The organism is Ferruginivarius sediminum (assembly GCF_003344765.1).
GTDB classification, from domain to species: Bacteria; Pseudomonadota; Alphaproteobacteria; order Kiloniellales; family Rhodovibrionaceae; genus Ferruginivarius; species Ferruginivarius sediminum.
The window spans coordinates 57,296-78,899 of the sequence record NZ_QPMH01000016.1 but is presented as its reverse complement, the minus strand read 5'-3'; the positions used below and the strand labels follow the sequence as shown (position 1 = coordinate 78,899).

The window sequence follows — 21,604 nt, the reverse complement described above, 5'->3', positions numbered from 1 at the left end:
CGCGGCCGCCGAGGCACGCGCGCCGGCCTGCGCGCGGCGCAGCTCGTCGCGACGTTCCACCGTGCGCCGGTCGCGTTGCAGCAGGGTCCGCCGCTCGGCCCGGCGGGCCTGGCCGCGCACGCTTTGCACGCGCGGGTCGGCGGCGAACCTCTCCGGGCTGTTTACGTCCTGGGGACCCAGGAGGGCTTGCATCGCGGTGCCAATGGCGGTCTGAATCAGGAAAGGTCCCAGGGAAGCCATCAGTCGTTCACCTTGATCTCGGTTGTCACGGAAAGCAGCGTGAAGGGCAGCGGCGCGTCGCTGACGATGCGCCAGAGCGGCTCCGGCTTCGCCGATTGCCAGCCCAGCGCCCGCACGCTCTTGTCGCCGCTGTAGGTTTCCGAAGGCGCGCCCAGCAGGGCGTCGCCGAACTGGCCGAAGGGGACCGGGCGCGGCCCCTCGCCGACGTCCACGCGCAGGTCCGCCGTCTCGAACAGGCGGAAGGTCGCGCGGATCAGCCGGATCTTGATCGCATGGTCCAGGCCCAGGGCGTTCCTCGCCAGCGCCGGCAGCGGCGCCACCTCGTGCGTGAAGGGCAGGCCGACGACGACTTCCGAAGCCGGCTCGTCCAGCACCACGCGACCGTCGGCCACGGTCTGCCGGGGCTTGATCCGGCCGTCGGCCAGGATGCCGACCGTCTCGCCTTCCAGGTGATCCAGCCCGGACCAGGTGTCGGCCGGCGGGTCGGCGCTGCCGCGCAGCGCGGCATCGAAGCCGACGGAGGGCTCGAACACTTCAAGGAAGGTGCCGCCGTCGCGCTCGACCAGCAGGTAGACGAAGTCGCCGACCACCGCGACCGAGGTCACGGCCCCGTCGGTTTCGTGATGCGACCAGGCGGTCACCTTCTCGGTGCGGAACTGGGTCAGCGTCGCCAGCCTGCCGTCGCCGAGCACCGCGTGGACGAGGCGCGCCTTGTCCTCGTACTCCAGGTCGATCATGTCCTCGACGATGTGCCCGGCCAGCAGTGACAGGTCGTTGGCCAGGAAGGCCCGATCCACGTCGGCGAAGGTGTATTCGCTGAGCTTGCCGCCGTCGCGGGAGACGAACAGCGTGGCGCCGTCCACGTTGCGCGGCGGCACGAAGCGGTCCAGGCGCGAGCCGATCCGGGTCTGGCGCTTCACCTGCACCGTTTTCGGGGTCAGCGGATCGCCCGTCACCATCCATTCGCCGCCGGAGGTGAACACCTGCAACCGGCGGCCGGAAAGCATCCCGCGCACCGCGTTCACCTGATCCGACAGCAGCTCGAAGTGGATCGCCTCGTCGTCCAGCCCGTCGCCGGCGTCGAAGTTGAACAGGTCGTCCGTCTTCGACATCCAGATGTGGTTCGGCAAGTCGCGCGAGCCGCCGAACACCAGCCTGTTCTGGTGGAAGGCCACGGTCGACGGCCAGCCGCGCACCGGGCTGAACGCCTCCTCCGTCCAGTTCGCCGTCTCCTCGGCCGCGTTCAGGTCGATCTCGACCGTGGCGTCGGCAACCGTGGCGGAGACCACGTTCGTGATCCGCGCCTGGCCGCCGTGCAGGCGGAACGGCACGCCCTGATGGGTGGTGTCCACGAACAGCGGCTCCGAGGCGGTGAGCGTGATGTCGCCCGTCGCCGCGCTGGGCGTCAGCGTCGCCTCCAGCCCCAGGAACTTGTGGTGCGGGACCATCTTCTCCTTGCCGATGATGGAGAACTCCAGCAGGTCGATGCGCCAGTCGCCGGGGCCGTTGCGGGTTATCATGCGCGGGCGCACCGAGGGGTGCGCGACGAACAGCGTGTCGGCGCTTTGCACCCAGGCGATCTCGCTCAGGTGGCTCTCGTGCCAGGGTGCGGAAATGTTGCCGGCGATCAGCGCGCCGTCCTGGTAGACGTCCAGGCGGAAGTGCGTGAACACCAGAAGGTAGATCTGTTCGGTGTTGAACTCGAAGCCGACAAGCCGCCCCGCGCCCGGCATCTCGGCCAGGAACTCCAGCCCGTCGCGCCGGCTGACGCCGCCGGTGGGGTGCAGGACGACGTTGGACAGCCGGCCCGCCCCGTTCTCGTAGGCCTTCAGGTCGCCCCGGCCCAGCAGCCGGGGGTCCAACTCGCCGGCGGTGAAGTTGGTCTTGTAGCTGTACTGCCGGGTCATCCGCCGTGCGCCTCCGCCAGCGGAAAGTCGGACAGGCGCGGCGGCACGTCCTGCTGGGAATCCACCTGCTTGGCGCGCTGGTACTCGCTTTCCGCCAGGCGGCCCAGCATCTCCGCCCGGCTGGTGCTCTCGGTGATCGGCAGGCAGAACGCCGCCGCCAGCCGCGCCGTCAGGGCGTGGCCGAAGAACGGCGGGAAGTCGCTTTCGCGCGGACGAAAGACGTAGGTCAGCGTCACCTGTGGCGCGTCGGCGTGCAGGCGCCGCTCGGCGATGCGGTACTCCACACCGCGCCCGCGCGTGCCGTCGCCGGCGGAAAGGGCGCGCAGGAAGTCGGCCGGCAACTGGAAGGCGTGGGCGAAATCGGCCACCGGCCCCGCCGCAAGGCGCGGCAGGCGCGCCTGCGCGACGGCGAAGTTCCAGGGGTGGGCCGACAGCAGGGCATCGCGCAGGCCGGGGTAAAGTTCGCGGCAGACCTGCGCCTCGACGCCGCTTTCCTCGAAGCTGGCGATGGGCCGCGCGCCCAGGCTGATCAGCGCCCGCGCGCACAGCGCGACGGCGGATTGGGTCATGGTCAGGGGGTCCTTTCCTGGGGCGGCGCTCCCCCCTCACCCTGTCCCTCTCCCCCGACGCGGGGGAGAGGGAACGATAATCGCGGCGCAGCGGAAACTCTCCGGGTGGCTGCGCCGCATCGGTTGTCGTCCCTTCTCCCCCGCGTCGGGGGAGAAGGACAGGATGAGGGGGTGGCCGCAGATAGGGCGCCTAGTCGGTGTCGCTGGCGCCGACCTGGGTGATGTCGGCGACGTCCACCATGCCGCCGGTGTTCTTGTTCACCAGGAACAGGCCGCCGGTGGGGGTGGTGTCGGTGCTGGTGTTGGCGATCACCATGTCGCCCACGCGCAGCATCTCCGCCGCGTCGTTGAAGTAGCCCTCGGTGTCGATGCTCGCGGCCGCATCGGCCGAGGTGTAGTGCCAGAGCGTGAAGCCGTTGGCGTAGGCCAGCACGCTGAGGTTCCGTGCCTGAAAAGCCATCAGGGCGTCTCCATCAGGTTTCCAGGGCGCGCATGGTGACGACGCCGTCGGCGTCGATCAGGCAGGCACCCTGGCTCATCATGTTGTTGACGAAGTGCGCGGCGCGGTCGCCGTGCCAGGTGATATCGCTGCTGACATCCGCGCCGGAGGCGTGGCCGACGGCGCTCTTGTGGAACCAGTGGCAGAAGCGCACCCCGGCGTTCAGCGTCAGGCCGGAATGCGGCATCCACAGCGCGCCCAGCCAGCGCTTGGCCTGCGTGCCCTTCCAGGGCAGCTCCTCCTGGCCGATGTAGTCTGCGTTCGCGAACTCCTTAATACCCAGAAGCTCCGACCACTGTTTCCAGCCGACGACGGCCACGCGGTCGCCGTCGTCCGGCACGTCCGCCACGCCCAGAAGCTCGAAGGCTTCCAGCACCTTGGGCTTGGTCAGGCCGTCGGTGTCGGCGCCGGCGAAATTGGTGGATTCATCCAGCGCGGCGATGATCAACTCGTCGGTCTTGCGGCCCAGCGCATAGGCGCCGGCGTTCGCCACCACCATGCGCTCGTCGATGTTGACCTTGAGCTCGTCGAGCTTATCGACCCAGTCACCGGCGTAGTAGTCGGCCAACAGGCACTCGACCGGCTCGTGGTCGATGCTCATCACCGGCACCTGGCCGTGCCGCGCCTTGGTGGACGCGGTGCCCTTGCCGACCTTCTGGAACGTCGTGCTGGCGCCCTTGATGTTGCTCTTGCTGCGCACCGTGGCGCGCAGCTTCGAGCCCTGGCGCTGATAGGCCTGGTGCACTTCGGATTCGAAGTGCTTGACGAAGGCCTGTTCGATCTGTGTGGACATCTGGTCGTCCCATCACGGTTGAAGATTACGGATGAAACGCCGCGGCGCCCGTTTTCCCGCCCAAGGACAGGCGGGGCGGACGCGTCAGGCAGTGGAACGCCGCACGGGCCGGCCAAGTCGGTTGTCCGTACAGCGGGTATCCCCCCTCAGTCTGCTACGCAGACAGCTCCCCCGCCGGGGAGCGACTAAGAGGTTGACATTAAACGATAAACAGTCGTCTCCCCTGCAGGGGGAGACAGGCTGCCGCAAGGCAGCCAGAGGGGTAGGCGCCCCAACACTGCGAGCAACAGCAGCAGGGGCCTCTAAGAAATTGGCGACAAACGAAAATCGGCGGAGAGGGCATTTTCCTCTCCGCCGATCGATGTCTCGTTCATGCTGCCCTAACGGGCAATCGCAGGTAGCGCCCGCTACACGGCGGCGCGAATTCCCGCCTGGATAACCGGCGAATGCTCATCGTCGATCTTGGCCTGCGCATCGCGAATCAGGGCGCGCTGCCGGTCGCTCAGGCCCGGGGCGGCGGCGCGTTCGCCACGCGCCACGGCTTCTCCGGCGCGGTCGCTCACGCGCTCCAGAATATCCTTGGACGGTGCATTCATCGCCGTTTCCTCCATCAAGGCAACGTTAATCGGATTTACCGATACCTGCAAGCGAGCGCATGTGGAACCAGCGGCTCCGCCCGTCTGGATCGATGTAGGCGCGGCAACGCGCGTACCCCAGGTCCTCCAGCATCCGGCATATCCTTTGATACTTCACTTATCGCCTTCATGGGCAGATAGCGGTCGTAGGTAGTCATGGTGACACCGGCAGGCTCCACGTGTTCGAGCAGCATACGCACCGCGCTGCAAACGAGGTCGAGAACCCGTCCACGGTCATTCCGGTGGATGCACCGGCGGCTCCGGGCACGCGAGAAGTCCGGCTCCCCGACGATGAACTCGTTCCCGACCTGCTTTTCGCGGATGCCGAACCGCAAATCGTAGATACCGTCCAGGTCTCCGATGAAGCTGCCGCCGTCGATCAGCATGACGGACATGAGATGCGCTTGCGCCGCGCGCTGCCGGTCATCGAACTCGACCGCCAGAAGGAACTCAAGAACATAGTCCCCCATCGCCTCCTCGATTATGTCCTCCGGCGAGAAGTCGTCTTGAATCTCTGGCCTGATCCACACCCCGGGCACCCATTTTCGCATGCAAAGGCGCAGGGTTTTAAAAGCATCTGGGCCTTCTCGCAATGCGCCGCATATACGCGCTGAACATACACGGATGTGAAAGGCCGCCGGGACCGGGCGCGCGGCCGGCGGGCGGGCTTTTCCGGCCGGGTGTCCCGGCGGCCTTTCGCGGGGCGGCGGGAAGCAGGAAGCGCCGCCCCGAACCTGGAAAACCTCAGGTCCCGATGCTGCCCGGGAACAGCCGGCGGAAGCCGTCGCTCACCTGCTTGACGACGCCCGGATCGCGGTCGCGCCAATAGCGCGGGTCGGCCATCAGCCGGCGCAGCTCGTTCTCGCCCAGCGCGCCGGCGGGCATGGCGTCCTGCACCAGGCCGGGCTCGCCGCCCGCCATCATCCGGTGCATCGCCAGCACGCCCTCGAAGGTGGTCGACAGTGCCTCGAACACCTCGGGCGGCAGGTTGCTCTTGCCCCAGGTGCCAAGCGCGGCGGCCACCTCCCGCCACTTGTCCTCGCCGCCGAAGTGGTCGATCAGACGGTCAAGCTGCCGGTCGGCCTCGAACTCGCTGCTCATGACGTCGATGGCCGGCAACAGGCGCTCGCCCGCCAGGTCGTAGACAAGCTGGACCTGGGCGGGGGTGAAGCCAGCCTCGTGAAGCTGGCGGTTCACCTCCGGGTCGGCGTCGATCAACTCGTGCGGCGGTGTGATCTCGTATTCCTCGGGCGTGTCGGGGATGCCGACGGCGCGGCGGAAGTGAATGCGCGCATCCTCGCCGGCGTCGGCGCCCGGCACCTCGACCATGCGGGCCAGCTTGCGCTCAAGCTCCAGGTAGGATTTCAACAGCGCCTCGACGCGGATCTCGCCGGTTTCCGGGTCGCGGAACTTCGCCGGCACCTGGGGCTTGCCGCGGTCCCGGCCCTGGCCGCCGGTAGGGCTTTCGGCCTCGTCCACCGGCTCGGTCAGCAGGTTGATTTCGTCCATGTCCTATCCCTTTCGTTCGATCTCGGTTGCTCGCGGGCCGTTGGCGCTAGACCCGGCCGCGCTCGATCAGCGCCGCGATGCGCAGGACCAGGGCGCGCTGGCCCTCCATGTGCCGCAGGGCAGCCTCGCTGGCGTCCGGGGCCAGCGTGCGCTCCAGCGTGGTCCGCCGCAGGTGCGCCAGGACCCGGCGCCCGTCCGGCCCGGCAAAGCAGCGGGCGAAGGCCCGCTCGACATCGCGCGGGTCCGTCGCCTCATCGCCCGCCATCGGGCACCTCCGCCGCCGGCTGTTGCGGGGCCGGCGGTTGTTCGGGGGCCGCCGCTCGCGGGTCCGGGAGCTGCTCGGGGACCGGCGCCTCGGCCGGAACCTCGCGGATCAGGCTCTCGGGAACGCCCATTGCCCGGCCAATCCAGTGCGCGGTGGCCGGCAGGTCCACCATCCTGAGCGCCGGCTCGCCGAAGGCGGCGAGGCGCTCGACCCAGGCGGTGGTGTTCGCCACGTCCTTGCGCGCCTGCACCTGTGCCAGGGGCGAGCGGTACTGCAGGGCCACCGTGCGTCCGTCCAGCGACAGCGGCTCGATCTCGCCACGCCGGGCCAGGATCGACAGCGCCCGCGCCACCAGCGGCGTCAGAAGTTCGGCTTGCAACCGACCGAAGGTGGCGCCCAGCACGCGGGCGACCTCGGCGCTGTGCTCCAGCACTTCCGTCGCCGTCATCCGCGGGCTGTCGACGGTGCCCAGCTTGTTCGTCAGCAGGGCCTGGCGGATCCGCTCCCGCAGGTCGGTCAGCACCAGTTCCGAGACGTCGAAGTTGCCCGGCGGCTGTAGCGGGGTCAGGCCGCCGGAGCCCACCGCCTTGGGGATGATCGTCCCCGGCGTCAGCCGCACCGTCGCGGGGTTCAACACGCCGTCGTCGTCGGCCTGCCAGATGCCGGTGACGGCGATGGAGGCGTTCTTCAGGGTCAACTCCACCGCCTTGTTGACGGTGCGGATATCCGGCAGCGCGCGCATCACCGGCGAGCGGCCGTAGATCTCGCCCGGCGCCTTCATCCAGCGGAAATTGATGAACGGCGAGCGGCCGAAGCGGCCCCGGCGCAGCACCGCCGGCTCGCCCACGCCCTCGCCGCGCTCCAGCACGGCAAGGTAGTCGTAGGCGACACCGTCCGGCAGGACGCCCTCGACCACGGCGAAGCGCTGTTCGTCCGCCGCCTCGTCGGGGCTCCGCCCGGCCAGGTTCTCCGGCAGCGCCTGCGCGCCGTAGCGGGCGACAAGCTGCTGCGCGGTCAGTTCGCTGCGGCGGAAGGTGACGTCCAGCGCGCCGTCGGGGCCTTCCTCAAGGACGGTGTCCTTCAGCGGCACGGCGGCGAACCTGAACGCGCTGGACGCGCCGATGGGCGCCTCCTCGAACAGCAGGCTGGCGGTGCCCAGGATCACCAGGTCCAGGTAGGCCTGGTGTATCTCGACGGAGAAGTTGCTGCGGTCGAAGTGGCCTTGCAGCGCCTCCTCGGCCTGGGCCAGGCGCGGCTTGATGCGCTCGCGCTCGGCCGTGCCGAGGGCCGGGCCGGGCACCAGCCCGAACCAGCGGGACCACGGCGGCGTCAGCTCGGCCAGCAGGCTGGCGGCAAGCTGCTCGGCCGCGTCGCCGGCGGTGGCGTCGAACAGGCGGTCGGCCTTGCGCTCGCCGGGCGTGGCGCGGCCGATGCCCCCGTTGCGCTGCGGCAGGGTGTAGTCCACGCAGTCGCGCCACAGCGATTCCCAGTTGCTCCGCCGGTCCTTGGCGCGCCGGAAGCGGTCCAGCACCCTGTCGGCGTCGAGGTTCGACATCGCCTACTCTCCCAGCAAGGACTTGCGGCGCGGCGCGGTCAGCCGCTCTTCCAGCAGGCCGACGGGGGCGTTGCGGACCGTGGCGCGCCTGGACCGGCGGTTGCGTCTTTGCCGCGCAGGCTCCGGCAGGTCGGCCAGGTCGTCCGGGTCTTCGGGATCGGCCTCCATCGCCGGCGGCTCGGGTTCGCGCCGCCCCGGTGCGGGCGCGGGCGCCGGCTGCGAGGCCGGGGTCGTTCGTGAAGGCGCCGTCCCTTGCGAGACCTGGGCGCTTTGCGGCGATTGCCGGCTGCGCGTCGTCCGGCCGCCCCGGCCCTGAGCGGGCCGGGAAGCCGGGGACGGTTGACTTTGCGGCGGCGGCGGTGGCGGGGGTGGTGGTGGCGGCGGCGCAAGGGCCCTCGGCACACCGACAGCCTGCCCCGCCAACTCCATCATCAGCGAACTCAAGATTCCCATTGGCCTGGTTCCTCACCTTCTACGGCATCCCGGCGCCCCATCGGCCGGGCATGAAAAAAGCCGCCGCGAACCTCGTCGCGGCGGCCTGGGCCGTGGACGCACCTGTGGCGTTTGTTGGAGTTTATATATTCCTAGAATTTAGGAATGTCAAGAATATTTTCCTTTTCTTGATGCTGCGCAGGCTGCGCTCCTGCTGGCGGCTTGCTGCACCCGGAATCAACGTGGTATCCGGCGCGCATCACGAGATCGAGAAACATGGATCTCGTCCATATCGTGCAATTACGTTGACAATGCTGATCGAGGCGTATAATCAGGGTGCCAATAACACCCCCCGCGCCTCTCACGGAAGCGCCTCCGGGGGGTTTCTTTATGCCTGATCGCCGGATCCCATTTACCAAACCCGCGCTTAGTCTAGATGAGCAAGTTGCACTGCTCGAAAGACGGGGCCTGCATGTTTCGGATCGTGACCGTGCAAAGCATTACCTTAATTTCATTGGGTATTACCGCCTTGGCGGCTATGCCAAACACTTTCAGATAGACAGTCAGAGTCACCAATTCACAGATGGCTGCGATTTCGATGACATTTTAAATCTGTATATATTTGATAGAAAACTAAGGCACCTTTTGACCGACGCCCTTGAGCGCATCGAGGTCGCGGTCAAAGCGCATGTTTCCAATGCCGCGTCCTTGCAGCACGGCGCGTTTTGGCTCCTGAGCCCAGCGAATTTCGACCACGGGGTGCATGACCGTATCCTGGGCGAGATCGATCAGGTTCTTGGCCCCGATCCGCGTCGGAATCCGCACATATTCATCCAACATTTCTACAGCAGGTACGATTCGCCTAAATATCCACCAAGCTGGATGCTTATGGAGACACTTTCATTTGGCGCGCTTTCACGAATATATAAATGGACAAAAGGTAGTTTAAGAATCAGCGTGGCCAAGTATTTCAACTTGCATCATAATGTATTAGAGAGTTGGCTGCATTTTCTCACATATACACGAAATGTATGCGCGCATCACAACATGATTTGGAGCAGAGATTTTACCATTACGCCCAAAATACCAAAACACCGTCGAGATGTTTGGCCCACCGAGTCCAGAAACAAACTTTTTGCCGCTTGTGGGATCATCAAGCATTTCATGACCGTCATATCCGACGGCTCCCGTTGGCCGGAACGGCTCGCCGTGCTGATCGATGGCCGTGGAAAAGCGCCGCTTGCCGCGATGGGTTTTCCCGAAGACTGGAAAGAGCGTCTGTGAGCGGACTTGGCCGGTCGACTGGCTGGCGCGCTCGTGGATTTGCAGTAACCTCACGCGTCAAACATGCCTCCACCCACCAACCACCGATACAACTGCCACGGCGTCACCACCCGCCGCGCCCGGATGCCCAGCACGCGCTTCACGGCCTCGACGCAGGTGAAGGGTACCCAGGGAGACGGGCGCGGCTGAAACGGGCGGCGGCGGGCCGGGGCGACGATATATCCCTGCTGGATCAGCCAGGCGGCGAGGCGGCCGGGAGACAATTCCGCGCATGCGAGAAAGGCCAGGTCGGTGCCATGGGCCATCGGGTCGTAGACGATCCAGCCGCCCGCCTCGCGCAGAATCACCAGGCAGTGTCGGAAACCCGGCCGCAGGGGGCGCAGCCACCACAGGTCGGTGCGGCCGGAGAACACCACCAACGCCAGGCGCCCGCCCTTGCCTGCCCTTCCCGCCGGCCCGGCAAACCCGCGACCGCTGGCCGCCGTCATTCGACGATGCCCTTGTCACGCAGCGGCGACGCCAGCTCGGCCAGCGCCTCTTCCCACAGCCTTGCGGCGCGCATCTGGCGGGGAGCGTCGGGGTCCGGCGGCATAAGCTGCCGACCATAGTCCGCCAGCACCGTCAGGTGCTCGCGCAGCAGGCGGCGACGGCGGTAGAGACGGTCGACGACGGCGAGGATGTCCAGCGGTTCGCACGGGCGCGGGGTGTCGCCCTTCCCGGCCGTCACGCGAGCGCCGTCGAGTTGCGCGCTACGGCATTGCACGAACCAGAACCAGGCCTCCTCCGCGTCACGGAAGGGCTGTAACGACGCCCCGGCCGCCGCCGGGGACGCAATGCTGTCCCGCGATATGCCTTCCACCTTCCGTTGCATACTCACCTCACACTTGCAATTGAACTAAAACGGAACGTATCGGCCTTTTATCCTATGTCAAGGACTTTTATGCTTATGTTCCTAGTGCGTCGGGTGAGGTTTTCTAAGACCATGTTCCCATGTTGAGGCACGGAGACGTCTGGCAGGCCATCGACCGGCTCGCCGAGAAATATGGAACATCGCCATCCGGCCTGGCGCGCCGCGCCGGGTTGGACCCGACCACGTTCAACAAGTCGAAGCGGGAGACGGCCGAGGGAAAGCTGCGCTGGCCCAGCACCGAATCCATCGCGAAGGTGCTGTCGGCGACCGGCGCCTCGCTGGCCGAGTTCGTCTCCCTCGTCGGCGAGGAGAACACGAGCGTCGTGGCCCAGCACATCCCGGTCATCGGCTATGCCCAGGCGGGGACCGAGGGGTATTTCGACGATGCCGGCTTTCCCACCGGGCAGGGTTGGGACGAGGTGCTGTTCCCGCGGATCAACGACGAGCACGCTTATGCCCTGGAGATCAGCGGCGATTCGATGGAACCTGTCTACCGCGACGGCGACATCATCGTCCTCTCGCCCGAGGCCAGCCTGCGCCGCGGCGACCGCGTCGTGGTCAAGACGCGCGAAGGCGAGGTCATGGCCAAGCAACTGGTCCGGCAAAGCGTCCGCAAGGTCGAGCTGATGTCCTTGAACCGGAACCACGAGGACCGTGTTCTCGATACCGGGGACGTCGCCTGGATGGCACGCATCGTCTGGGCCAGCCAGTAGCGCGTGCCGTTCCGTGGAGGACCGGGGCTGCCGGCTCTTGACTGGCGGGCTGGTTATGTGATTTATTTCCTATTATGTCGAAGGCAAATCCATCCGGCGCGCTTTGCAACCTTGAGGCGCGGTACGACGGGCCGCTCCCCAACGCGTGGCGCCAGGCCGCGCGACTGCGCGGCGCGGACGAACTACGGCGCGCACGGCATGCGGCCGACGCCCGCCTCTTCGACCGTCTTGCCAGGGACTGCGTGACGACCGCCGCGGCCGCGCGCCGGCGCCTTGCCGACGGCGCGGGCGAAGGCGGGGACGCGGCGATCCTGGCCGCTGCCCCCGCACGGCTGAGCCGGCTTCGCCACGCCGGGGTCGCCGCGTTTTTCGCCAGGTTGCGATAATCTCCTCTTGCCGCTTTGCCGGGATCGAAAAGGCTGTGCTAGCGTAGTTGCGGCGATGGCTGTGGCCGGCGGGAGTCGGGCAATCCCGGCCGGCGGGATGTGAAACGAGGGGAGAGGCGCCGGGATGACGGCGTGGCATTTCTGGGAAGGCGGCTGGGTCGACGGCAACCCTGGCGTCATGGGCCCGATGACACACGGCGCGTGGATGGCTTCCACGGTGTTCGACGGCGCGCGCGTGTTCGACCGCCGGGCCCCGGACCTGCAACGGCACTGCGAGCGGCTGATCGTCTCGGCGCACGCCATGGGGCTGCAGCCGGTGGTGACGGCCGAGGAAGTGCAGGAACTCGCGCTTGACGGCATCCGCCATTTCACACCCGGCGCGGCCCTTTACATCCGGCCGATGTTCTGGGCCGAGAGCGGCTTCGTCGCCCCGGATCCCGACAGCACCCGCTTTTGCCTGACGCTGCACGACAGCCCCCTGCCCGAGCCCAAGGGCATGAAGGTGTGCCTGGCCTCCTATCGCCGGCCATTGCCCTGCACCGCGCCGACCGACGCCAAGGCGTCGTGCCTCTACCCTGTTTCCGGCCTGGCCCTGCGCGAGGCACGGGCGAAGGGCTTCGACAATGCCGTCATGCTGGATGGCCTCGGCAACGTCGCGGAGCTTGCCACGGCGAACCTGTGGCTGGCGAAGAACGGCGTGGCGGCGACGCCGGCACCGAACGGAACCTTCCTGAACGGCATCACCAAGCAGCGGGTCGCCACGCTGCTGCGCGCCTCCGGCATCGCGGTGGAGGAACGGCGGATCACCTTCCAGGAGATACTGGATGCCGACGAGGTGTTCTCGACCGGAAACTACGGCAAGGTGATGCCGATCACGGCGGTCGAAACCCGCGAGTTCCAGCCCGGCCCGATCTACACCACGGCACGCCAGCTCTACTGGGAGTGGGCGCACGATACCGAGCGGGTGTAGCCACGAAATTCGCCTTTTGGTTTAACTCCGTATAAACCGTTGAGACTTAGGCTCCGCGCGGCCTTTGGAGTGGTAGCATGGCATCTCTCGACATGGACGGTCCCTACGCCCTGACCGTCAAGGAAATAACCCGCAAGATCAAAGTGGCCGGGCCGGGCAATTTCGCCCTCGGCCGGATGACGCGCGACAAGAAGTTCATCGTCCGCTTCGTCGGCCGCGACGACGCCGATATCCGGCAGGCGCTGATCGACAGCCTGGGTCGGGAGAGCAAGCGCGGCTTGCTTGGCCGCTTCCTGGGGGGAGAAGCCGACAATGATTGCTTCAAGTTTTCCTACGCGCAGGACGCCTCGGCGGCGTTCGAGAAGCACTGCCGCACCTATCACGCGTTCAATTCGAACAACAAGCTGGCAAACGAAAGGCACCCGAAGGCGCCCAAGGGCTCGAACTTGAAGTGCCCGGTCTGCGGGGAGAGCTAAGCCCTCTCCCCTGCCCCGCCGCCGACCCGCGCGGCACGAAGGCCCGCGCTTACACCACTTCCCGGCTCAGGTCCTCGCCCGCCAGCGCGCGGCGCAGCAGCATCTTGAAATTGTCCAGCCCGTAAAGCGCGATGAACGAGCCCATGCGCGGGCCCTGCTCCTGGCCCAGCAGCGTTTCGTAAAGCGCCTTGAACCACGCGCGCAGGCTCTCGAACTCGTGGCGCTTACCGACCTCGTAAACACGGGTCTGGATGTCCTCCGCCTCGGCATCGGCGGACAGCATGTCCAACTCGCCCAGCAGGTCCTCCAGCGCCGCCCGCTCCATCGCGCTCGGCGCGCGATAACGCTTCGCCGGCTTCACGAAGTCGCGGTAATAGCGCACGGCGTAATCCACCAGCCCGTCCAGGATCGGCGCGGTCTCCGGCGTCGCGGCAGGCACGTAGCGGCTGATGAAGCCCCAGAGGGTGTCGCGGTCCTCGGTGTTCGCCGCGCTGGCGAGGTTCAGCAGGATCGAGAAGCTGAGCCCGGTCTCCGCCTGCGGCGGATTGCCGCTGTGGATGTGCCACACCGGGTTCTCGATCCGCTTCGCCGGGTCTTCCTCGCGGTGGTAGCGCTCCAGGAAGCTGAGGTATTCGTCCACCGTCTTGGGAATGACGTCGAAGTACAGCTTCTTCGCCGCGCGGGGCTTCTGGAACATGTAGAGCGACAGGCTGTCCGCCGGGGCGTAGGTCAGCCACTCGTCCACCGACAGGCCGTTGCCCTTCGACTTGGAGATCTTCTCGCCCTTGTCGTCCAGGAAAAGCTCGTAGTGGAAGCCGTCGGGCGGCGTGCCGCCAAGGATCCTGGTGATCCTGCTGCCCAGCTTGGCGGAGTCGATCAGGTCCTTGCCGGACATCTCGTAATCCACGCCCAGCGCGTACCAGCGCATCGACCAGTCCGGCTTCCACTGCAGCTTGCAATTGCCGCCGGTGACCGGCAGTTCCATGCGTGTGCCGTCCTCGTCCTCGAAGACGATCGTCCCCGCCTCGACGTTCCGCTCCAGGATCGGGACCTGCAGCACGTGGCGCGTCTTCGGCGAGATCGGCAGGAACGGGCTGTAGGTCCGTTGCCGCTCTTCCCCCAGGGTCGGCAGCATGACGTCCATGACCTCGTCGTAGTGCCGCAGCACCTGGAGCAGCGCCGCGTCGAAGCGGCCCTCGCGGTAGCAGTCGGTGGCCGAGACGAAGTCGTACTCGAAGCCGAAGTGGTCCAGGAAGCCGCGCAGCCGCGCGTTGTTATGGTGGCCGAAGCTCTCGTGCGTGCCGAAGGGGTCCGGGATTTCCGTCAGCGGCTTGCCCAGATGCGGGCGCACCATCTCCTGGTTCGGGATGTTGTCCGGCACCTTGCGCAGCCCGTCCATGTCGTCGGAGAAGCAGATCAGGCGCGTGGGAATGTCGCTCATCGCCTCGAAGGCGCGGCGCACCATGGTCGTGCGCGCGACCTCGGCGAACGTCCCGATGTGCGGCAGGCCAGAGGGGCCATAGCCGGTCTCGAAGAGGACATAGCCTTTCTCCGGCGTCTTTTCGCCGGTGCGCTTCAACAGCTTGCGCGCCTCTTCGAACGGCCACGCCTTGCCCGCGCGCGCCAAGTCTCGCAACTCCGCCATATGCCGGGAATCCGTCTCACAACTCGGGTCGAACCAGCCGCGAACCTAGGCCGCGCGCGGGGCGCCGTCAATGTGACAAGTCCAGCGACGCGGGCATGGCGAGGTGCGCTCACGCCTCCTATACTCCGCCGGCAATGACAGCAGCATCCGGCCTTCCCGCAACCTCATCCTTCCCGCCCGAGGGCGTGCGCCTGCCGCGCGCGCCGGTGCTTGTCGCCGGGCTGTCGGGCGCGGCGTGGATGGAGGCGGATGGCGAGGTGCTGGCGCTCGGCCACGATGACGCGCTTTCGCGGGCACGGGCGGAGGCGCCGGTGGTGTGCCACGCGCGGGCGACGGCCCGGCGGCTGGGCGCCGATCCGTTCGCCGTCTTCGACGTGCTGGAGCTTTACGCCTTTACCCGCCCGGCCAGCTTCTGCACGCCGACGCCGCGCGGTCTTGCCGTGGCGCTGGGCCTGCCATTGCCCGACGGGCTGGAAGCGGCCGCCGGGACGCTGCATCAGGCGGCCCGCGCCCTTCTGGCCGAGCTGGCGGCGCGCGGGCAGCGCGACCGGGACGCGGCCGGTATCGCCTGGACCATGTCGGAGGCCGGCTGGCCCTGGGGGCCGGCGGTGCTGTCTGCGCTGGGCTTCGACGGCGAGGGCGGCGAGGCGCCGCGCAGGGGCCACGGCCTGCGGGTGTGGGAGCGCTTCGGCGAATGGTCCGAAACCGCGCCGGAACCGCCCGCCGGCAACCAGCCGGTCAGTGCCGAGGAGGCGCGCCACCGCCTGGCCGAACTCCTGGGCGAGGACGCCGAGGCGCGGCCGCAGCAGGCGGACTACGCCTCCGCCGTCACCCACGCCTTTCAGCCGCGCGAGACGCCGGACGCCCCCAACATGGTGCTGGCGGAGGCGGGGACGGGCGTCGGCAAGACGCTGGGTTACATCGCGCCGGCGAGCGTGTGGTCGCAGAAGAACGCCGGGCCGGTGTGGCTGTCCACCTATACCCGCAACCTGCAGCACCAGATCGACGGCGAGCTTGACCGCCTGTTCCCGGAACGCCGCGAGAAGGCGCGCCGCGTGGTCGTGCGCAAGGGGCGGGAGAACTACCTGTGCCTCCTGAACCTGGAGGAAGCCGTGCGCGGCCTGCAGGTGCGCGGGCAGGACGCCGTGGCCGTCGGTCTGATGGCGCGCTGGACGGCGGCCACGCGCGACGGCGACATGGTGGGCGGCGACTTTCCAGGCTGGCTGGCCGACCTGCTGGGCCGGGGCAAGACGCTGGGCCTGACCGACCGGCGCGGCGAGTGCATCTATTCCGCCTGCCCGCACTACAAGACCTGCTTCATCGAGCATTCGATCCGCCGGGCGCGGCGGGCCGACATCGTCGTGGCGAACCATGCGCTGGTGATGATCCAGGCCGCGCTGGGCGGCGGCGACGAGGGACGGCTGCCCAGCCGCTATGTCTTCGACGAGGGGCACCACGTCTTCGATGCCGCCGACAGCGCCTTCTCCGCCCACCTCAGCGGGCGCGAGGCCTACGAGCTGCGGCGCTGGCTACTCGGCGCGGACAGCCGGGGCAGCCGCGCTTCCGGCCGCATTCGCGGGCTGGAACGGCGCGTCGAGGACATCCTCGGCGGCGACACCGCGACGGCGGACGCCCTGCACGAGACGCTGCGCGCCGCGCGGCTGCTGCCGGCCGAGGGCTGGCACCAGCGCATCGCCGAGGATGCCGCGAACGGCGCCTGCGAGGCCTTCCTCGCGCACGTACGACAGCAGGTGTACGCGCGCGTACATCGTCCCGGCGACCCGTACAGCCTGGAAACGGAGCTACGTCCGGTCATTCCGCCCCTATTGGAATCGAGCGCCGAGCTGGACCGGGCCCTGGCCCGGCTGCTGGACCCGATGAAGCGGCTGCTGGCGGGCCTGCGCGCGCGCCTGGACGACGAGGCGGAAGAGCTGGACAGCGACAGCCGGCGACGCATCGAGGCGACCAGCCGCAGCCTGGAGCGCCGCGGCGTCGCGCAGGTGGAGGCCTGGCGCCAGATGCTGGCCGCCATGCAGGAGGAAGAGAGCCCGGATGCGTTCGTCGACTGGCTGATGGTGGAGCGCGTCGGTGGGCGCGACTTCGACGTCGGCCTGCACCGGCACTGGGTCGATCCGACGCTCCCCTTTGCCGAGCAGGTGGCCCAAAAGGCGCAGGGCCTCGTCGTCACCTCCGCCACGTTGCGCGACGGCAGCGGCGACCCGGAGGCCGACTGGCAGGCAGCCGAGATTCGCACCGGCGCGGTGCATCTGCCGGAACCGGCCTTCCGCGCCGCCGTGCCCTCGCCCTTCGACTATCCCGCGCACACGCGCGTCTTCGTGGTGAACGACGTGCGCAAGGACGACCTGGGCCAGGTGGCCGCGGCCTATCGCGAACTGTTCCTGGCCGCCGGCGGCGGGGCGCTGGGCCTGTTCACCGCGATCAGCCGCCTGCGCGCGGTGCACGGCCGGATCGGCGAGCGGCTGGAGCAGGCGGGCTTGCCGCTGTTCGCGCAGCACGTGGACGGCCTGGACGTCTCCACGCTGGTCGACATCTTCCGGGCGGAGGAGGACGGCTGCCTTCTTGGCACCGACGCCACGCGCGACGGCGTGGACGTGCCGGGCCGCTCGCTCCGGCTGATCGTGTTCGACCGCGTGCCCTGGCCGCGCCCCGATATCCGCCACAAGGCCCGGCGCGAACTGTTCGGCAAGCGCCGCTACGACGACATGATCACTCGCCTGCGCCTGAAGCAGGCCTACGGCCGCCTGATCCGCCGCGCCGACGACCGGGGCGTCTTCGTCCTGCTCGACCCGATGATGCCAAGCCGCCTAACGGGCGCATTCCCCGAGGGCGTGGAGGTGGTACGTTGCGGCCTCGCCGACGCGGTGGCGGGAACGCGAGGGTTTCTGGAGGGGTGAGGCCGGCGGGCCAGTGCTCAGCACGCAAGCGCGATGTCGTCACGCGGATGGATACGCTCAAGCTCGGCGCGCTTATCCCGCTCCAACTCCTCAAGATCGTAGGCGGCCTGCAGGTTCAGCCAAAACTGCGCCGATGTCCTGAAATAGCGCCCCAGCCGCGCGGCCGTGTCGGGTGTCACGCCTCGCCGGCCGTGCACGATCGCCGCGATCCGCGTCTGGGGAACATCGATATCCTTCGCTAGACGGTAGGCCGAAAGACCCAGGGGTTCCATGAACTCTTCCTGGAGGATTTCGCCCGGATGGATGTTGGATAATGTTGCCATGGCTGGCGCGATTACCATTCCCGATGAACCTTGTTTCCACGTATGACCAGTGCCAAAGCCGACGACACCTGATTAAGCATGGCCGTTAGGCCGTCTGCCTCCAATTTCCATTCTCAACGGTGATAATCGACGACCTCCACGGCTTCCGCGCCATCATTCCATTTGAAACAGATACGCCACTGATTGTTGATACGAATGCTGTGTTGGCCGGCACGGTCCCCCGATAGCTTTTCCAGGCGATTGCCGGGTGGGCTTGAAAGATCCTGCAGCTCGACGGCAGCGGCCAGCATGCGGAGTTTCCGCCTTGCTTGCCGCTGAATCTGGCTTGGCATTTTCCGCGATGCCTTGCCCGCATAAATCTTCTCCGCCTCCGGATCCCGGAAGCTCTTTATCAATACTCAGCACTCCATCGACCTTGCCCCAGGTGTGTCGATGATCGATACTAACGCATTACGTTAGTATCGTTATCCGTATATATTATATCCACTCAAAATGTCAATGGCCTTGGTCCGGCACGGCAAAAATTGATTGCGTGGGCGGCGTTCACGCCCCCGAGATATCCTAAGAATTACCCACCGCGCTCCGGATAATTGCTCTCACCGCACTCCGAGCACCGCGAACAGCGCCGACAGCGTCGCCACGGAGGCCACCGTGGACAGCAGGATCGCGGAGGTGGAGCGCTGGGTGTAGACGCCGTATTGCTGGGCCAGGATGAAGACCAGGGCGCCGGTCGGCAGGGCGGAGAGCACGACGGCGGAGATCGCCCACAGGCGGTCGATGGCCAGGACCTCGATGGCGATGAAATAGGCGATGGCCGGCTGGATCAGCAGCTTCATGGCCACCAGCCAGCCAAGCTCGCTTGCCCCGGCCGTGACGGAGCGGCCCACCATGAACAGGCCCATCGCGAAGAGTGCACAGGGCGCGGCCGCCGCCGCCAGGATATCGCAGAAAGTCGCAAAGGGTGCTGGAATCGGCAATTGCAGGGCCGAGAGCGCGAGACCCGCGGCGGCGGAGAGGACCAGCGGGCTGGAGATCACGCCCTTGGCGACGTGGGCGACGATGGCGAGGCCGCTGCCCCGGTTGAAGTCGGCCTCCAGCATGACGATGCCAAGACCCATCACCACCGCGCCGTGCCAGACCGTGGCCACCACCGCCGGCAGCGTCCCGACATCGCCGAAGGCCGTCTGCAGCAAGGGGATGCCCATGTAGCCCGTGTTCGCGAACACCGCCGTCATGCCGTGCAGCGACAACGTGCCGAAGCGCGCGGGGAACAGCACGGCCGCGCCCAGGACCGATATCAGGAAGGTCGCAAGCTGCGCGCCGCCCAGCGCCAGAAGGAACGGCCAGTTCAGGATCTGGTCGATCTCCACCCGCGCCATCGAGATCAGGAACAGCGCCGGCAACGCCACGTAATAGACGAAGCCGTTCAACGCCTGGCTGCTGCCCGTCCCCAGAAGGCCGCGCCGCCCGGCGAGATAGCCGGCCAGGATGATGCCGAAAACGGGGAGGACCACTTGCACGACTGCGGACATGCGCGGGCGTGTGCCATGAAAAGCCTTGAACCGCAAACCACCAATGCCGCAATCCAGCCATGCGAGCCGGCATAATGACCGCGCCGCTTGACGGCCCCCGCCACGACCGCGATACGTAGCGATCCAAGAGATGCAGGGATAGTGATAACAATGCCAAGCGACAGAAAGAGCCGGGCAGGCACGATCGACCACCACGCCGCGCTGATCTACACGATGGTCCTCGTCTCCGCCGCCGACAGGGAGATGACGGACCGGGAACTGGCGACCATCGGGGACGTCGTCTCGCACTGGCCCGTATTCCGCGACTTCGACCGCGAGAAGCTGTCGAGCACGGCGGAGGACTGCGCCAACCTGCTGCGCGACGAGGACGGCCTGGACCAGGTGATCGAGACGATCAGGGCCGCGTTGCCCAAGCACCTGTGCGAAACCGCCTATGCGCTGGCCTGCGATGTCGCCGCCGCCGACGGCAGAGCCTCGCAGGAAGAGCTTCGGCTTCTGGAGATGCTGCGCTACGGCCTGGAGATAGGTCGCCTGGAAGCCGCCGCGATCGAGCGCGCGACCCGCGTTCGCCACGCCACATTGTAGGCGGCATTGTAGGCGGCGGCTCCAACACGCCGGACAGCGCGTCCGGAAGCACCGAAGACGTTTCGAACGCCCGACAAGGCAGTTTGCAAGAGGCCACGATGAGTCCACGTAATGGCGGTGACCGCGACTCCCTCGACCTGCTCGACGACTTGCTGGACAAGGCCCGCCGTGCCGGTGCCGATGCCGCCGACGCCGTGCTTGTCGACGGCGTGTCGATCTCCCACGCCCAGCGCCTAGGCGAGGTCGAGCGCTTGAAGCGCAGCGAAGCCGCCGACCTCGGCCTGCGAGTCTTCGTCGGTAAGCGGCAAGCCTGCGTGGCATCGTCCGACTTCAAGCCTGACGCGCTGCGTGACCTTGTCGAGCGGGCGCTGGCGATGGCCGGAAGCGTGCCGGAGGACCCCTATTGCGGCCTGGCCGAAGCGGACGCCCTGGCCCGTGACTGGCCGGACCTGGATAACTGCGATCCGCAAGAGCCCGACACGAGCACCCTGATCGAGCGGGCCCGTGCGTGCGAGGAGGCGGCACGCGCTGTCGAGGGTGTAACGAATTCCGAAGGCGCCGAAGCGAACTGGTCCAGCGCCCACATCGCGCTCGCGGCGACCAATGGCTTCAGCGGCGGCTACAGCAAGTCGTCTCAAACGGTCGGCTGCGCCGTCCTGGCGGGTGAAGGTACGGCGATGGAAAGGGACTACGCTTTCCATTCGGCCGTTTACGGCAGCGACCTGGAAGACCCCGCCGCGATCGGCCGGCTTGCCGGCGAGCGAACCGTGCGCCGCCTGAATCCGCGCCGGCCCAAGACCGGGAAGTACCCGGTCGTCTACCACCCGCGCGTGGCGAACAGCCTTCTCGGTCATCTTGCCGGCGCGATTTCCGGCCCGGCCGTGGCGCGCGGCACCTCGTTCCTGAAAGACCGCATGGACCAGCCGGTCTTCGCGCCCGGCATCGCGGTGGTGGACGACCCGCATCGCCGGCGCGGCCTGAAGTCCAAGCCCTTCGACGCCGAGGGGCTGGCGAACAAGCCCCGGAAAGTGATCGAGGACGGCGCGCTGAAGACCTGGATCCTGTCGCTGAGCTCGGCGCGCCAGCTCGGGCTGCGCTCCACCGGCCACGCCGCGCGCGGCACCTCCGCCCCGCCGTCGCCGGCCACGACGAACCTGTACCTCGAACCGGGCGCGCTGTCGCCCGAAGCCCTGATCGGCGAGATCGAGGAGGGCTTCTACGTGATGGAATTGATGGGTATGGGCGTCAACGGGGTCACCGGCGACTACAGCCGCGGCGCCGCGGGCTTCTGGATCGAGAACGGCAAGATCGCCTATCCCGTCAGTGAGTTGACCCTGGCCGGCAACCTGAAGGACATGTTCATGAACCTCACACCGGCCGACGACCTGGAATTCCGCTATGGCACCGATTCGCCGACGGTCCGTATCGACGGCATGACGCTGGCGGGGGCGTGATAGCGGA

General features: G+C 67.5%; 26 protein-coding genes. 10 read left to right on the top strand and 16 right to left on the bottom strand.

Annotated features, from left to right (window positions below; all coding sequences use genetic code 11):
* The 6 genes from DRB17_RS15200 to DRB17_RS15175 all read right to left on the bottom strand — a co-directional run.
* Positions 1 to 240 (bottom strand): hypothetical protein (locus DRB17_RS15200; protein ID WP_147274926.1); only part of this gene is annotated, 240 nt, incomplete at its 3' end.
* The gene (locus DRB17_RS15195; protein WP_114583073.1) at positions 240 to 2,147 is read right to left on the bottom strand and encodes a phage tail protein; all 1,908 of its coding nucleotides are present in this window, start codon (positions 2,145 to 2,147) and stop codon (positions 240 to 242) included. The genes DRB17_RS15200 and DRB17_RS15195, both read right to left, overlap by 1 nt.
* Complete coding sequence (locus tag DRB17_RS15190; protein ID WP_114583072.1) at positions 2,144 to 2,716, bottom strand: phage connector family protein; 573 nt, start codon at positions 2,714 to 2,716, stop codon at positions 2,144 to 2,146. Before DRB17_RS15190 ends, DRB17_RS15195 begins: the two co-directional genes overlap by 4 nt.
* 190 nt (positions 2,717 to 2,906) lie before the next feature.
* Entirely contained in the window at positions 2,907 to 3,176 is a 270-nt protein-coding gene (locus DRB17_RS15185; RefSeq protein WP_114583071.1) for a hypothetical protein, read from the bottom strand.
* A 13-nt stretch (positions 3,177 to 3,189) separates the two neighbouring features.
* Complete coding sequence (locus DRB17_RS15180; protein ID WP_114583070.1) at positions 3,190 to 4,008, bottom strand: phage capsid protein; 819 nt, start codon at positions 4,006 to 4,008, stop codon at positions 3,190 to 3,192.
* A gap of 407 nt (positions 4,009 to 4,415) precedes the next feature.
* Positions 4,416 to 4,604 (bottom strand): hypothetical protein, encoded by a 189-nt coding sequence (locus tag DRB17_RS15175; protein WP_147274925.1) that lies wholly within the window; start codon positions 4,602 to 4,604, stop codon positions 4,416 to 4,418.
* Positions 4,605 to 4,822: 218 nt separating this feature from the next.
* Between DRB17_RS15175 and DRB17_RS20000 the strand changes: the two genes are divergently transcribed.
* Positions 4,823 to 5,257 (top strand): hypothetical protein, encoded by a 435-nt coding sequence (locus DRB17_RS20000; RefSeq protein WP_147274924.1) that lies wholly within the window; start codon positions 4,823 to 4,825, stop codon positions 5,255 to 5,257.
* Between the two features lie 130 nt (positions 5,258 to 5,387).
* Here the strand turns inward: DRB17_RS20000 and DRB17_RS15165 are convergent, their stop codons facing one another.
* Genes DRB17_RS15165 through DRB17_RS20245 form a run of 4 tightly spaced genes read right to left on the bottom strand, consistent with a single transcriptional unit; the run spans position 5,388 to position 8,140 of the window.
* Positions 5,388 to 6,152: a capsid assembly protein gene (locus DRB17_RS15165; protein WP_114583067.1), complete on the bottom strand. Its 765-nt coding sequence runs from the start codon at positions 6,150 to 6,152 to the stop codon at positions 5,388 to 5,390.
* A 46-nt stretch (positions 6,153 to 6,198) separates the two neighbouring features.
* On the bottom strand, positions 6,199 to 6,417 hold the full coding sequence (locus DRB17_RS15160; RefSeq protein ID WP_114583066.1) for a Bbp19 family protein: 219 nt from the start codon (positions 6,415 to 6,417) through the stop codon (positions 6,199 to 6,201).
* On the bottom strand, positions 6,404 to 7,972 hold the full coding sequence (locus DRB17_RS15155) for a portal protein (protein WP_114583065.1): 1,569 nt from the start codon (positions 7,970 to 7,972) through the stop codon (positions 6,404 to 6,406). The genes DRB17_RS15160 and DRB17_RS15155 overlap by 14 nt, the downstream gene beginning before the upstream one ends.
* Before the next feature lie 3 nt (positions 7,973 to 7,975).
* Positions 7,976 to 8,140 (bottom strand): hypothetical protein, encoded by a 165-nt coding sequence (locus DRB17_RS20245; protein WP_153242378.1) that lies wholly within the window; start codon positions 8,138 to 8,140, stop codon positions 7,976 to 7,978.
* 284 nt (positions 8,141 to 8,424) lie between these two features.
* On the opposite strand from DRB17_RS20245, the gene DRB17_RS15150 reads away from it, so the two are divergent.
* Both DRB17_RS15150 and DRB17_RS15145 read left to right on the top strand, forming a co-directional pair.
* Positions 8,425 to 8,802 carry a hypothetical protein gene (locus DRB17_RS15150; RefSeq protein ID WP_114583064.1) on the top strand — a complete coding sequence of 126 codons (378 nt, stop codon included), beginning with the start codon at positions 8,425 to 8,427 and terminating at the stop codon, positions 8,800 to 8,802.
* A complete protein-coding gene (locus tag DRB17_RS15145) occupies positions 8,795 to 9,688 on the top strand; it encodes an Abi family protein (RefSeq protein WP_114583063.1) in 894 nt (297 codons plus the stop codon). The genes DRB17_RS15150 and DRB17_RS15145 overlap by 8 nt, the downstream gene beginning before the upstream one ends.
* A 50-nt stretch (positions 9,689 to 9,738) precedes the next feature.
* Here DRB17_RS15145 and DRB17_RS15140 read toward each other — a convergent pair whose 3' ends face one another.
* A complete protein-coding gene (locus DRB17_RS15140) occupies positions 9,739 to 10,176 on the bottom strand; it encodes a hypothetical protein (protein WP_241503857.1) in 438 nt (145 codons plus the stop codon).
* Entirely contained in the window at positions 10,173 to 10,559 is a 387-nt protein-coding gene (locus DRB17_RS15135) for a hypothetical protein (RefSeq protein ID WP_241503856.1), read from the bottom strand. Before DRB17_RS15135 ends, DRB17_RS15140 begins: the two co-directional genes overlap by 4 nt.
* 119 nt (positions 10,560 to 10,678) lie before the next feature.
* Here DRB17_RS15135 and DRB17_RS15130 point away from each other — a divergent pair, with 119 nt between their 5' ends.
* The 4 genes from DRB17_RS15130 to DRB17_RS15115 all read left to right on the top strand — a co-directional run bounded on the left by DRB17_RS15130 (position 10,679) and on the right by DRB17_RS15115 (position 13,143).
* Positions 10,679 to 11,311, top strand: a complete 633-nt coding sequence (locus tag DRB17_RS15130; protein WP_114583062.1) for a LexA family transcriptional regulator — start codon at positions 10,679 to 10,681, stop codon at positions 11,309 to 11,311.
* A gap of 74 nt (positions 11,312 to 11,385) precedes the next feature.
* Positions 11,386 to 11,697 (top strand): hypothetical protein, encoded by a 312-nt coding sequence (locus DRB17_RS15125; protein WP_114583061.1) that lies wholly within the window; start codon positions 11,386 to 11,388, stop codon positions 11,695 to 11,697.
* A 124-nt stretch (positions 11,698 to 11,821) separates the two neighbouring features.
* Positions 11,822 to 12,667 carry a branched-chain amino acid aminotransferase gene (locus tag DRB17_RS15120; RefSeq protein WP_114583060.1) on the top strand — a complete coding sequence of 282 codons (846 nt, stop codon included), beginning with the start codon at positions 11,822 to 11,824 and terminating at the stop codon, positions 12,665 to 12,667.
* A 77-nt stretch (positions 12,668 to 12,744) separates the two neighbouring features.
* Complete coding sequence (locus tag DRB17_RS15115) at positions 12,745 to 13,143, top strand: hypothetical protein (protein WP_147274923.1); 399 nt, start codon at positions 12,745 to 12,747, stop codon at positions 13,141 to 13,143.
* Positions 13,144 to 13,192: 49 nt separating this feature from the next.
* Here the strand turns inward: DRB17_RS15115 and DRB17_RS15110 are convergent, their stop codons facing one another.
* The gene (locus DRB17_RS15110; RefSeq protein ID WP_114583058.1) at positions 13,193 to 14,788 is read right to left on the bottom strand and encodes a lysine--tRNA ligase; all 1,596 of its coding nucleotides are present in this window, start codon (positions 14,786 to 14,788) and stop codon (positions 13,193 to 13,195) included.
* A gap of 134 nt (positions 14,789 to 14,922) precedes the next feature.
* Between DRB17_RS15110 and DRB17_RS15105 the strand changes: the two genes are divergently transcribed.
* A complete protein-coding gene (locus DRB17_RS15105; protein ID WP_114583057.1) occupies positions 14,923 to 17,703 on the top strand; it encodes an ATP-dependent DNA helicase in 2,781 nt (926 codons plus the stop codon).
* A gap of 17 nt (positions 17,704 to 17,720) precedes the next feature.
* Here the strand turns inward: DRB17_RS15105 and DRB17_RS15100 are convergent, their stop codons facing one another.
* The 3 genes from DRB17_RS15100 to DRB17_RS15090 form a co-directional block, all read right to left on the bottom strand.
* Positions 17,721 to 18,044 (bottom strand): HigA family addiction module antitoxin, encoded by a 324-nt coding sequence (locus DRB17_RS15100; RefSeq protein ID WP_241503855.1) that lies wholly within the window; start codon positions 18,042 to 18,044, stop codon positions 17,721 to 17,723.
* A 95-nt stretch (positions 18,045 to 18,139) separates the two neighbouring features.
* Positions 18,140 to 18,421: a type II toxin-antitoxin system RelE/ParE family toxin gene (locus DRB17_RS15095; protein WP_114583055.1), complete on the bottom strand. Its 282-nt coding sequence runs from the start codon at positions 18,419 to 18,421 to the stop codon at positions 18,140 to 18,142.
* Positions 18,422 to 18,622: 201 nt separating this feature from the next.
* Positions 18,623 to 19,558: an AEC family transporter gene (locus tag DRB17_RS15090; RefSeq protein WP_114583054.1), complete on the bottom strand. Its 936-nt coding sequence runs from the start codon at positions 19,556 to 19,558 to the stop codon at positions 18,623 to 18,625.
* 150 nt (positions 19,559 to 19,708) lie between these two features.
* Here DRB17_RS15090 and DRB17_RS15085 point away from each other — a divergent pair, with 150 nt between their 5' ends.
* Together DRB17_RS15085 and DRB17_RS15080 are read left to right on the top strand one after the other, a co-directional pair.
* Positions 19,709 to 20,143 (top strand): tellurite resistance TerB family protein, encoded by a 435-nt coding sequence (locus DRB17_RS15085; RefSeq protein WP_114583053.1) that lies wholly within the window; start codon positions 19,709 to 19,711, stop codon positions 20,141 to 20,143.
* Between the two features lie 98 nt (positions 20,144 to 20,241).
* On the top strand, positions 20,242 to 21,597 hold the full coding sequence (locus DRB17_RS15080; protein WP_114583052.1) for a TldD/PmbA family protein: 1,356 nt from the start codon (positions 20,242 to 20,244) through the stop codon (positions 21,595 to 21,597).
* The last annotated feature ends 7 nt before the right edge of the window (positions 21,598 to 21,604 follow it).